Consider the following 12,641-nt stretch of genomic DNA (forward strand, 5'->3'; position numbering starts at 1 on the left):
TTACAGCCAGATACCATCATGACCGCCGCCCAACAAGCCATCCAAACCTACCAGCAGCAAAAAGCAGCAGCAGAAACTGCCTACCGCCAAAACAACCGCCCTACCGCTTACTTCCGCGACCATATCGCCGCTGCCGAAACCCTGCTGCAAACCCTCTGGCAAATCCACTTCCCCGACAGCAACGACATCAGCCTGATTGCCATCGGCGGCTTTGGGCGTTGCGAACTCTATCCCCATTCCGACTGGGACTTAGCGATTATTTCTTTGGCCCCATTTTCAGACGGCCTGCAACAACAAACCGCCCAATTTATCCAAACCCTTTGGGACGCACGCCTCAATCCCGCCATCAAAAGCGGCAGCATAGAAGAAATCCTCCAAAGCACCCAAAACGACATTACCGGTGAAACCGCCTTTCTTGAAGCACGCCACCTACAAGGCAATGCCAACCTTACCGCCCAACTTCTAAACAAACTCAACACACGCCGCGACACAGCCGCCTTCATCGAAGCCAAACTCCTCGAAATGGAGCAACGCCATACCAAATCCCAAGGCACAGGCGCACAACTCGAACCCAACATCAAAACCTGCCCCGGCGGCCTGCGCGACATCCACACCCTGATTTGGACAGCCAAAGCACAAGGCATAGACAGCAACCCCACCGCCCTCGTTACTGCCGGCGTCCTCACACGCACCGAAGCCGGCATGCTGGCCCATGGCTATCGCCGTCTTGCCAACATCCGCATTCATCTCCACCTTACTGCTGACCGCCCTGAAGACAGACTGCTTTTCGACTACCAGTCCCAAGTTGCCGAAAGCTTAGGCTATACCCAACCCGACATCCGCGGCCGAAGCGAAGCCCTAATGCACACCTTCTACCGTGCCACCAAAGCCATCAAACAACTCAACGGCATCCTCATTCCGGTTCTCAAAAACCATCAAACCTCCAGCCGTCCCCGACATATCCACCCCATCGACAGCCGCTACAAACGCATCGGCCACCAAATCGCCGCCAACGACCTTGCCCTGTTTGAACAAAATCCTGAACACATCTTCACCATCATCCAAACCATGCAGGAGCAAAACATCACCACCATCGAGCCGCAAACCCTGCGTGCATGGTGGGCGGCCACACGAAAAATCAACACCCGTTTCACCCAAAATCCAGAAAACCGTCGCCGCTTCATCCAATTCTTCAAACACGGCACCGGCCTTACCCAAACCCTCCGTTTTCTCAACCTCTACGGCGTACTTGGCCGCTATCTCCCCGCATGGGAAAAAATCACCGGCCTGCTCCAACACGACCTCTTCCATATTTACCCCGTAGACGACCACATCCTGACCGTCGTCCGCAATATGCGCCGTCTCGCCATCGAAACCCACAGCCACGAAATGCCCGAGGCCAGCGCCATCATGCAGGCCTATCCGCGACCATATGTCCTCTACACCGCCGCCCTGCTGCACGACATCGCCAAAGGCCGTGGCGGCGATCACGCCAAAGAAGGCATCAAAGACGCACAACAATTCGCCGCCAACCACTACTACACCGAAGAAGAAAGCCACCTCCTCGCATGGCTGGTTGAAAACCACCTGCTCATGTCCACTGTTGCCCAAAAAGAAGACATCCAAGATCCCCATGTCCTCCAAGCTTTCTGCCGCCGCATTCCCACACGCGAATACCTCGACGCACTCTACCTGCTTACCATTGCCGACATCCGCGGCACCAACCCCAAACTTTGGAACACATGGCGCGCCAGCCTGCTCCAAACCCTCTACCACAGCACCGCCGCCGTTTTAAACAGCAAACACCACGATCCCGAACGCCTCCCCAACCGACGCGAACAAGCCTCGACCGATCAGCTCACGCGCGCGGCCGTTCCCCTCAAAAACCAACAAAAACTCCGCCGCATACTCGGCAGCGCATACTACGTCCGCCATCAGACACGGGAAATCCTCTGGCACACCGCAAACCTCGCCTACGACACCGAAAGTCCGGCCGTCCGCAGCCGCATCCTTCCCCAAAGCAACAGCCTTCAAGTCATGGTATTCATGCCCAATGGCGACCGCCTCTTCGCACGCCTCTGCCGCATCTTCAGCAGCCACCGCTTCGACATCCAAGCCGCCCGTGCCTTCATTACCGAGCACGACTACATCCTTGACACCTTTATCCTGCAACTTCCCGACAATCTCCCGCCCGAAGAATATCCCGACCGTCAAAGCGCACTCGAAGCCGAACTCAACAGCTTCATCCACGGCAATACCACCGTCCAAAAACAAAGCGGCCGCCCGCACATCAGCCGCCGCATCCGCCACATTCCCATTCCGCCTACCGTAATCATCACCCCCGAAGAAGATTATCCCGGCTGGCACACCATAGACATCACCGCCGTCAACCGCCCCCATCTCCTCGCCGATATCGCCGAGACCTTCTTTGCACACAACATCAGCCTGCGCTACGCCAAAATAACCACCTTGGATCAGCGCATTGAGGACAGCTTCATTACCTACAGCCCATCCCTACAAGACCCGCAAACCCAAAACACCCTAAAACAGGCATTGATCGAAGTCTTGACCCCATAAAGGCCGTCTGAACATCTTAAAAACATAGGGTGAGCATTTTTTGCTCACCCTAATCGCACCCAAAAATATAAACATCTTGAATATACCCTTCTAAAACACTCAAGAAATCCAAAGCCTTAAAATTTAAAACCAGAACTTCCTTCTGACATAAAACTACATTCTAAAATCATAATACAAATGGATATAATTCCAATAACAAATTTTCATTCACCTATTACACCAAACCTTCTTCAAAAATCCTTCCTTCCAAATTTTCTCCTTATCCGTATTCAAACAAAATACGCATACAAAATAAAACCCATAAAAAACAAAAAAATAAAATCACAAAATATTAAACTCACCGATTAATCCATAAAAATACCGTCTATCTAAATCAATTAACATATTATTGAGTCAAGCTTAATTTCTGACGAAAAACGTCACATGCCCAAACTTGCACACACTCTCTGTCACAAAAAACACAAAACTGACAAAAAACGTCAACCCCCTAATTTCCCTAAAATCCTGAAACTTTCAAACAAAACCTCACAAAATTTAAAATTAAAAAATAATCCCAATAAAAACAATAAACAAAAAATAAAAAATAAAATTTTCAGCCTAATTTCCACACTTGGCACACTGACTGCTTGAAACAACACATCCGATAAGGCCCAAGCCTCAAAGCAGCAAGCCCGACGGAAGCTGTATATTCCTTCTTACTTATGGTTTACTCATAATACATAGTGCCAAGCACATTACGGACTTTTTACTTAAACACAATTATTCACATTTTTAAACTGGAATTTTAAACAATGAAAGCAATCCAAAAAGGTTTCTCCCTGATCGAATTGATGATCGTCATCGCGATTCTCGGCATCTTGGCAGTTATCGCCCTGCCTGCATACCAAGACTACACTGCACGTGCCCAAGTTTCTGAAGCCATCTTATTGATGGAAGGTCAAAAGTCTGCTGTTGTTGAATACTATGCAGATAAAGGTAAATGGCCTACTAGTAATACAGAGGCTGGTATTGCAGCTGCTGCCGATATTACAGGTAAATATGTTGAAAAAGTAGAAGTTGGTGGTAACGGTGTTATTACTGCCAAAATGAAAAGTAATAACGTAAATAAGCAAATTGAAGGCAAAACCGTATCCCTTACTCCTCATGCCACTACTGCCACTGCCAGTGCTACTCCTGGTACAACTGCCAGTGCAACTGCTAACGGCTCCTTTACTTGGACTTGTAGTACTCCAGGCGGAACAGATGGCGTAGCTACAAAATTCTTGCCTTCCTCTTGCCGTCCTGATGCTACTACAGGTGGTTCTGGAACAGGTGGTTCTGGAACAGGTGGTTCTTGAACAGGTGGTTCTTGAACAGGTGGTTAATTTAAATATCTAACAAAAGATATTCGACTCAAAGCAAATCCCATAAGGATTATGGGATTTGCTTTATAAAATAAAAATAAGAAAACGACATACTCAAAAAAATGAAAAAACTACGCAAAGCCCAAATCGGCTTTAGCCTGATTGAGTTGATGATTGTTATCGGCATTATCGGCATTTTGGCAGTAGCGGCTCTTCCTGCATACCAAAACTATGTTGCCAGAGCACAAGTAGCAGAAGGCATTATGCTGGCCGGCAGCATGAAAAGCTATGTTGAAGAAGCCTATGCAAATAAAGGCAGCTTGCCGCTTGACCTCAATATCAAGCAACTCGCTTCAGACGACAATAAAGTCGGTAACTATGTAAAGATTGTCCGTATTGAAGATAACGGCACTATTGTTGTCGCCATCGGTAATCAAGCTGCTGTTCCTGTGAAGAATACTGAAATCCACCTGACACCAAGTTTTGCAAAAACAGGTGCTACTAAAGGCACAACAGTTTGGTCTTGCGGTGGCACCATGGATACACAATTCCTTCCTGTATCCTGCAAACAGAGCCTGTAAGCTTATTTCCCAAAACACAAAAATACATTGCGAAGAAAACACCCCAAACAAAGCCAAATACAAACGCGGAAAACGAATCAAAGCAAAAGAACAAAACTCTCCAAAACACGGTCATTAAGAGCCTGAATGATCACATTACGAAAATAAATGCCGTCTGAAATTCATTTTCAGACGGCCTCTTTATATCCAATCCTAATATGACATAAAACTTTGATCTAGATTAGTTTCAGACGGCCTTCATCTTTTCACCACTACATAAAACAAATTCGCAACACTCCTTATAAGACAATTTGTCGCCTATCTGAACTCAATATATAATTTAACCATACAAGTCTTTATTTTTAAGCATTTTTCATTTTTAAAACATACATTACCTACATTGGGAGAACCATCATGCCTCATCTAAACTTGGATAAAACGGATTTAAAGATTCTGCAGGTTTTGCAGGAAAATGGGCGGTTGAGCAATGTTGAACTTTCTGAAAAGGTGGCGCTCTCCCCTTCTCCCTGCCTGCGCCGTCTCAAACAACTTGAAGATGCGGGCATTATTCAAAAATACGCGGCCCAGCTTTCTCCCGTATCTTTAGGCTTGGGTTTGCAGGCTTTTATCCGTGTTTCAATTAGCAAGGCAAAAGATGCGCGCGAGGATTTTTCAGAATCTGTCCGCGCTTGGCCGGAAGTATTGAGCTGCTTTGCTTTAACGGGCGAAACCGATTATCTGCTCCATGCGTTCTTTACCGATATGAACGCGTTTTCACATTTTGTTTTGGACACGTTGCTTTCACACCACGGCGTGCAAGATGCGCAATCGAGTTTTGTGTTGAAAGAAATTAAAAACACGACTGCTCTGCCTTTGGTTCATTTGGTTCAGGATTAATGATTTGAAACTGATAAAGGCCGTCTGTTGTTCAGACGGCCTTTTGAATTCCAATGGTTTGCTTTCAAGCCCATACACTTGTATACTTTTTAAGAATAATTCACATAAGCTTTTACTATGACTGACACTGCCCATCTCGATATCGATACTGTTTCAGAACATACCAAACAATGGCTGGAAAAAGCCGTTATCGGGCTGAATCTCTGCCCGTTTGCCAAAGCGCCGCACGTTAAAAACCTGGTTCGCATCGTTGTCAGCGAAGCCCGTCATTTGGACGGTTTCCTTGAGGACTTGGATCGTGAATTGCAGCTTCTGGGCAATACACCCGCTTCGGAATTGGAAACCACTTTACTGGTTCATCCGACGCTATTCCCTGATTTTGAAACCTTCAACCAAATGCTGGAAATTGCCGACGATGCGGTTATAGAAAACGAATTGGAAGGCATTGTCCAAATTGCGCCGTTCCATCCCGATTTTCAATTTGAAGGCACTGAAGCCGGCGACATCAGCAACTACACCAACCGCTCGCCCTACCCGACCTTGCATCTGATTCGTGAAGACAGTATTGCCAAAGCGGCTGAAGCATTTCCTGATGCCTCGGCAATTTTCGACCGCAATATCGCACTACTGGAAAAAATGGGGCATGAGGGCTGGGATAAATTAGACATTCCGCGTTGTCCATTTCCACATCACAAGCCGTCTGAAAATAAATAATTGGTGACGGGAAGATGGTTCGCTATTTATTGATTTTTTGCGGCGCATTGTCGCTTGTCTTGGGCATTATCGGCATTTTCCTGCCATTACTGCCGACTACGCCTTTCATTTTATTGACCGCCGCCTGCTGGGCAAAAGCTTCGCCGCGCTTTCACAATTGGCTGTATCATCACCGCCATTTCGGCCCGATCATACAAAACTGGGAAAATAATGGCGCCGTGCCGCGCAAGGCAAAGTTCTTCGCTATCGGCATGATGGCCCTTTCTTGCCTGTTTATGTTTTGGCAATTTCCAGAACGCTGGTGGATTGGTGCTGTATCATCAGTCTTCTGTAGCTGCGTGGCTGTGTGGATGTGGTTACGGCCGGAAGCATAAATTAAAACAGGTGGGCATTTTTGCTTACCTGTTTTTTTTTGTTTTCATACCCAATTTATCCATTAAAACAATCAGTAAGAACTAAAACACACTATTCAACCCTCATTTTTCAGACGGCCTCCATTTATTCAATTAAATGTAAATTTTAGCTAAAATTAATTCAAAACATTTTTTCGATAGTATTATTTTCAAGGTTTCAAGCTCCTGTTTCAAAAACATTTTTTTACTACTTCCAACTACTCCCATTGCTTTTATTCCTTTATTTGTATCAACATTTCTTTTGATTCCAACACTCTAAACCGTCCCTTAACACTTGCTTTGCGTTATACTTTCCCCTGACACAACCGCGCAGTTCGTCTGGATATTTTCAGACGGCCTGAATATTTCACCGCCGTGCTCTCTCAACGAAGTTCCTCACGGCGCAACAGAATAAAAAGGAAATACCATGCGCTATCTCTCATTTTCACTGCTTCTTGCCGCCCTTCCTGCTGCGGCATCCGATTTTAACGGCTCATCCGCAAGCCTGCTTTGGGGTCTGCCGTTTGCACTGATTCTCTTGTCTATTGCACTCGGGCCTCTGTTTTTCTCCCATATTTGGCACCATCACTTCGGCAAAATTACAGCGTTTTGGACGCTGCTGTTTTTAACGCCGTTTATCGTAACCTTTGGTTTCGGAGCCGGCGTACATACCGTTGCCCATGCGTTGGTTGAAGAATATATCCCCTTTATCCTGTTGCTTTTGGCACTCTATACCATTTCAGGCGGTATTTTTGTCAGCGGCGACTTGCACGGCTCGCCCAAATTGAACACAACCCTGTTGGCAGTCGGCACGGCTTTGTCGTCCATCATGGGGACGACAGGCGCGGCGATGTTGATGATTCGTCCGCTTTTGAAAGCCAACCATAAACGCCACTACCGCGTTCACATCGTGATTTTCTTCATTTTCTTGGTGGCGAATATCGGCGGCGGTCTGACTCCTTTAGGCGATCCTCCTCTGTTCTTAGGATTCCTGAAAGGCGTAGATTTCATGTGGACGGTCAAACACATGCTGATGCCTGTATTGATCAGTTCTGTGGTTTTGCTGGCCGTTTTCTACATCATCGACAGCCAACACTTCAACCGTGAACAAAGCGAACACCTTGCTCCTGCTCCTTCCGATAAAGAAGACAAAGTCAAAATTTACGGCAAATGGAATTTTCTGTTACTGGCCGGTGTAGTCGGCGCGGTTTTGCTGTCCGGTTTGTGGAAACCAAATCATCCGGGCTTTGAAATCTTAGGCAGCCATTACGCCTTGCAAAACCTGATGCGCGATGGCATTTTGCTGGCTTTGACCGCCGTATCTTGGATTATTACGCCCAAACAGGTACGCGCAGGTAATGAGTTCAACTTCGAGCCGATTGCCGAAGTGGGCAAACTGTTTTTGGGTATTTTCATTACGATTTCACCTGTTTTGGCGATTTTGAAAGCCGGCGAAACAGGCGCATTGGCTTCCGTTGTTTCTTTGGTTCACGACGCGGCAGGCAATCCGATTAATGTAATGTATTTCTGGATGAGTGGCATTTTGTCGGCATTCTTGGATAACGCGCCGACTTATTTGGTGTTCTTCAATATGGCCGGTGGCGATGCCCAAGCCTTGATGACAGGCCATCTGTTCCATTCGCTGCTGGCAGTATCCATGGGTTCCGTATTTATGGGTGCGCTCACTTATATCGGTAATGCGCCGAACTTCATGGTCAAAGCTATTGCCGAACAACGCGGCGTACCGATGCCTTCCTTCTTCGGCTACATGGCATGGTCGGTAATTGTATTGGTACCACTGTTTGCCCTGCATACGATGATTTTCTTCGTTTGGCAGCTCTTTTAAACTTAGAGGCCGTCTGAAATTCAGACGGCCTTTTATTTTCAGCTATATCATCAAACATAGCGTTTAAATATCAATCAGTTAAAAATTATTTCTCTTAACACTCGATTACACATTCCTACTTTTTTCCCACTTTTCCCGTAAAAATAAGCGTAAAACTGACATAAAGCAGCCTATACCTGATAAAATCTAAAGCTTTGTTGTTTGCGTTTATTCGTTGTTTTTATAGCAAACCTCTGCTTTTTTCAGACGGCCCATCCTTTGTTTCAAAGCATTACATGCCGTCTGAAAAAACAATCCGACATCCGAATCTCAACCCACCAAAAAGTAACGCATCCTTATGATTAAGATAAAAAAAGGCTTAGACCTGCCTATCGCGGGCAGACCGGAGCAAGTCATTTATGACGGCCCGGCCATTACCGAAGTCGCGTTGCTTGGCGAAGAATATGTCGGCATGCGCCCCTCGATGAAAATCAAGGAAGGCGAAGCCGTCAAAAAAGGCCAAGTGCTGTTTGAAGACAAAAAGAATCCGGGCGTAGTATTTACTGCTCCGACTTCAGGCAAAATCGCCGCGATTCACCGTGGCGAAAAGCGCGTACTTCAGTCAGTCGTAATTGCCGTTGAAGGCAACGACGAAATCGAGTTCGAACGCTACGCACCTGAAGCGCTGGCAAAATTGAGCAGCGAAGAAGTGCGCCGCAACCTGATCCAATCCGGTTTGTGGACTGCACTGCGTACCCGTCCGTTCAGCAAAATCCCTGCCGTCGATGCAGAACCATTCGCCATCTTCGTCAATGCGATGGACACCAATCCGCTGGCTGCCGATCCTACAGTCATCATCAAAGAAGCCGCCGAAGACTTCAAACGCGGCCTGTTGGTATTGAGCCGCCTGACCGAACGTAAAATCCATGTGTGTAAAGCAGCAGGCGCAGACGTGCCGTCTGAAAACGTTGCCAACATCGAAACACATGAATTTGGCGGTCCACATCCTGCCGGTTTGAGTGGCACGCACATTCATTTCATCGAGCCAGTCGGTGCGAACAAAACTGTTTGGACCATCAATTATCAAGACGTGATTGCCATTGGCCGTTTGTTTGCAACAGGCCGTCTGAACACCAAGTGCGTGATTGCCTTGGGTGGCTCTCAAGTCAACAAACCGCGCCTCTTGCGTACCGTTTTGGGTGCGAAAGTATCGCAAATTACTGCGGGCGAATTGGTTGACGCAGACAACCGCGTGATTTCCGGCTCAGTATTGAACGGCGCGATTGCACAAGGCGCGCACGATTACCTCGGCCGCTACCACAATCAGATTTCCGTTATCGAAGAAGGCCGCAGCAAAGAGCTGTTCGGCTGGGTTGCGCCGCAGCCGGACAAATACTCCATCACGCGCACAACCCTCGGCCATTTCCTGAAAAACAAACTCTTCAAGTTCAACACAGCTGTCAACGGCGGCGACCGCGCCATGGTACCGATCGGCACTTACGAGCGCGTAATGCCGTTGGACATCCTGCCTACCTTGCTTTTGCGCGATTTAATCGTCGGCGATACCGATAGCGCTCAGGCACTGGGTTGCTTGGAATTGGATGAAGAAGACCTCGCTTTGTGCAGCTTCGTCTGCCCGGGCAAATACGAATACGGTCCGCTGTTGCGCAAGGTGCTGGAAACCATTGAGAAGGAAGGCTGATTATGGGCTTGAAACATTTTCTTGAAAAAATCGAACCGCACTTCCTGCCGGGCGGCAAACATGAAAAATGGTATGCCCTCTACGAAGCTGCAGCGACGATTTTCTATACATCCGGCGCGGTAACGCGCAAAGCGGCCCACGTCCGCGATGCGCTCGATTCCAAGCGCATGATGATTTTGGTGTGGCTGGCTTTGTTCCCCGCCATGTTCTACGGTATGTACAACGTCGGCGTACAGGCATTCGGTGCGTTAACGCCTGATTTGCTGCAACAAAATATCGCCAACGACTGGCATTACGCCCTTGCCAACGCTTTGGGCATCAATATGTCGTCTGAAGCGGGCGTATTGAGCAAAATGCTGTTCGGCGCGATTTACTTCCTGCCGATTTACGCAACCGTATTTATCGTCGGCGGTTTCTGGGAAGTCTTGTTCGCCACTGTACGCAAACATGAAATCAACGAGGGTTTCTTCGTGACTTCGATTCTGTTCGCTTTAATCGTTCCGCCTACGCTGCCGCTGTGGCAGGCTGCCTTGGGTATTACCTTCGGCGTGGTGGTTGCGAAAGAAGTGTTCGGCGGTACGGGTAAAAACTTTATGAACCCCGCGCTGGCAGGTCGTGCCTTCTTGTTCTTCGCCTATCCTGCGAATATTACCGGCGACACCGTTTGGACGGCGGTTGACGGTTATTCCGGCGCAACTGCGTTGGCTCAGTGGGCGGCATACGGTTCAGACGGCCTGCAAAATGCCGTTACCGGTAAATCCATCACTTGGATGGATGCGTTTATCGGCAACCTGCCCGGTTCCATCGGCGAAGTATCCACTTTGGCGCTTTTAATTGGCGGCGCGTTTATCGTGTTTGCCCGCATCGCTTCTTGGCGCATTATTGCCGGCGTGATGATCGGTATGATTGCCATGTCTTCGCTGTTTAACGTCATCGGTTCAGACACTAACCCGATGTTCAGCATGCCTTGGTACTGGCATCTGGTCGTCGGCGGCTTCGCCATCGGTATGCTGTTTATGGCAACCGACCCCGTTTCCGCTTCCTTTACCAATGTCGGCAAATGGTGGTACGGCGCGCTAATCGGCGTAATGTGCGTATTGATCCGCGTGGTCAACCCTGCTTACCCCGAAGGCATGATGTTGGCGATTCTGTTTGCCAACCTGTTTGCCCCGATTTTCGACTATTTCGTCGCACAAGCGAACATCAAACGCAGAAAGGCGCGCAGCAATGGCTAAGAAATTCGATAAAGACAGCTTCAACGGCACGCTGATTGTGGTATTGGTTGTCAGCCTGATTTGTTCCATCATCGTTGCTGGTGCGGTCGTCGGCTTGAAACCCATCCAAGAGAAACAAAAACTCCAAGACAAACAAGGCTATATCTTGAGCGTAGCTGGTTTGATGGATAAAAACACCGACATCAGCAAAACCTTTGCCGAGCGTATCGAGCAACGTGTCGTGGACTTGGCAACCGGCGAATACGTCGCCGATGCGCCTAAAGACTTCAGCGCACGCGTTGCCGGCAAAGACCCTGCCCAAAGCATCCAAATCAAACCTGAAGACGATTTGGCAGGCATCAAAAGCCGTGCCAAATACACTGAGGTTTACTTGGTAAAAGGCGAAGACGGTAAAGTCAGCCAAATCATCCTGCCTATGCACGGCAACGGTTTGTGGTCTGTCATGTACGGTTTTGTCGCCATTCAACCTGACGGCAACACCATCAACGGCATTACCTACTACGACCAAGGCGAAACTCCGGGTTTGGGCGGCGAAATCGGCAACCCTCTGTGGCAACAAAAATTCGTCGGCAAAAAACTGTTTAACGAACAAGGCAAATTTGCCCTGCACGTCGGCAAAGGCGCAAGCTCAGACAAAGAACACGGCGTAGATGCCCTCTCCGGCGCGTCGCTGACGTCTAAAGGTGTGCAAGGTTCGTTCGACTACTGGTTCGGCGAAAACGGCTATATCCCCTACCTGAACAAATTGAAATCAGCAGGAGCACAATAATGGCTGACATGAAACGCTTGAAACATTTGATGTTTTCACCCTTTATCGACAACAACCCGATTGCCTTGCAAGTTTTGGGTATTTGTTCGGCTTTGGCGGTTACCACCAAACTTCAGACGGCCATCGTAATGGGTATTTCCGTCAGTTTAGTAACCGGTTTTTCCAGCTTCTTCATTTCTTTGGTACGCAACTACATCCCCAACAGCATCCGTATTATTGTGCAAATGGCGATTGTTGCTTCCTTGGTAACGCTGGTTGACCAACTGCTCCAAGCCTTTGCTTATGAGCTGTCCAAACAGCTGTCCGTATTCGTCGGCCTGATTATTACCAACTGTATCGTGATGGGCCGTGCCGAAGCATTCGCCATGAAAGAGCCTCCTTTGGAGAGCTTGGTTGACGGTATCGGCAACGGCGCAGGTTACGGCATGATGCTGATCATCATCGCAACCATCCGCGAACTGATCGGCTCAGGCAAGCTCTTTGGCTACACCATTTTCCAAACCGTACAAGATGGCGGCTGGTATCAAACCAACGGCTTATTCCTGCTCGCCCCTAGTGCGTTCTTTATCATCGGCTTCTTGGTATGGGGTCTGCGCACTTGGAAACCTGAACAGGCGGAGAAATAAC

12 protein-coding genes are annotated in these 12,641 nt (G+C 48.2%); all 12 read left to right on the forward strand.

The annotated features are described in order from the left end of the window. Positions 1-18 precede the first annotated feature (18 nt). The 12 genes from glnD to HMPREF2872_RS07560 all read left to right on the forward strand — a co-directional run bounded on the left by glnD (position 19) and on the right by HMPREF2872_RS07560 (position 12,640). Positions 19-2,577, forward strand: a complete 2,559-nt coding sequence (gene glnD / locus HMPREF2872_RS07505; RefSeq protein WP_070632639.1) for a [protein-PII] uridylyltransferase — start codon at positions 19-21, stop codon at positions 2,575-2,577. Positions 2,578-3,000: 423 nt separating this feature from the next. Next, complete coding sequence (locus HMPREF2872_RS07510) at positions 3,001-3,207, forward strand: hypothetical protein (RefSeq protein WP_070632642.1); 207 nt, start codon at positions 3,001-3,003, stop codon at positions 3,205-3,207. A 161-nt stretch (positions 3,208-3,368) separates the two neighbouring features. After that, on the forward strand, positions 3,369-3,914 hold the full coding sequence (locus HMPREF2872_RS07515; protein WP_070632645.1) for a pilin: 546 nt from the start codon (positions 3,369-3,371) through the stop codon (positions 3,912-3,914). A gap of 128 nt (positions 3,915-4,042) precedes the next feature. Further along, the gene (locus HMPREF2872_RS07520) at positions 4,043-4,501 is read left to right on the forward strand and encodes a pilin (RefSeq protein WP_070632648.1); all 459 of its coding nucleotides are present in this window, start codon (positions 4,043-4,045) and stop codon (positions 4,499-4,501) included. Positions 4,502-4,894: 393 nt separating this feature from the next. After that, entirely contained in the window at positions 4,895-5,377 is a 483-nt protein-coding gene (locus tag HMPREF2872_RS07525) for an Lrp/AsnC family transcriptional regulator (protein WP_003684427.1), read from the forward strand. Positions 5,378-5,494: 117 nt separating this feature from the next. Continuing rightward, complete coding sequence (locus HMPREF2872_RS07530) at positions 5,495-6,091, forward strand: DUF1415 domain-containing protein (protein ID WP_070632652.1); 597 nt, start codon at positions 5,495-5,497, stop codon at positions 6,089-6,091. A 14-nt stretch (positions 6,092-6,105) separates the two neighbouring features. Then, positions 6,106-6,465, forward strand: coding sequence for a YbaN family protein (locus tag HMPREF2872_RS07535; protein WP_070632654.1), 360 nt, complete (start codon positions 6,106-6,108; stop codon positions 6,463-6,465). Positions 6,466-6,910: 445 nt separating this feature from the next. After that, positions 6,911-8,329 carry a sodium:proton antiporter gene (locus tag HMPREF2872_RS07540; protein ID WP_070632656.1) on the forward strand — a complete coding sequence of 473 codons (1,419 nt, stop codon included), beginning with the start codon at positions 6,911-6,913 and terminating at the stop codon, positions 8,327-8,329. Between the two features lie 337 nt (positions 8,330-8,666). Further along, on the forward strand, positions 8,667-10,010 hold the full coding sequence (locus HMPREF2872_RS07545) for a Na(+)-translocating NADH-quinone reductase subunit A (RefSeq protein ID WP_070632659.1): 1,344 nt from the start codon (positions 8,667-8,669) through the stop codon (positions 10,008-10,010). A gap of 2 nt (positions 10,011-10,012) precedes the next feature. Next, positions 10,013-11,245, forward strand: coding sequence for an NADH:ubiquinone reductase (Na(+)-transporting) subunit B (locus HMPREF2872_RS07550; RefSeq protein WP_070632661.1), 1,233 nt, complete (start codon positions 10,013-10,015; stop codon positions 11,243-11,245). Then, a complete protein-coding gene (locus tag HMPREF2872_RS07555) occupies positions 11,238-12,014 on the forward strand; it encodes a Na(+)-translocating NADH-quinone reductase subunit C (protein WP_070632663.1) in 777 nt (258 codons plus the stop codon). Before HMPREF2872_RS07550 ends, HMPREF2872_RS07555 begins: the two co-directional genes overlap by 8 nt. Continuing rightward, positions 12,014-12,640 (forward strand): NADH:ubiquinone reductase (Na(+)-transporting) subunit D, encoded by a 627-nt coding sequence (locus HMPREF2872_RS07560; protein ID WP_049352534.1) that lies wholly within the window; start codon positions 12,014-12,016, stop codon positions 12,638-12,640. Before HMPREF2872_RS07555 ends, HMPREF2872_RS07560 begins: the two co-directional genes overlap by 1 nt. Position 12,641 lies beyond the last annotated feature (1 nt).

Source organism: Neisseria sp. HMSC069H12, from assembly GCF_001812735.1.
GTDB lineage: Bacteria > Pseudomonadota > Gammaproteobacteria > Burkholderiales > Neisseriaceae > Neisseria > Neisseria subflava.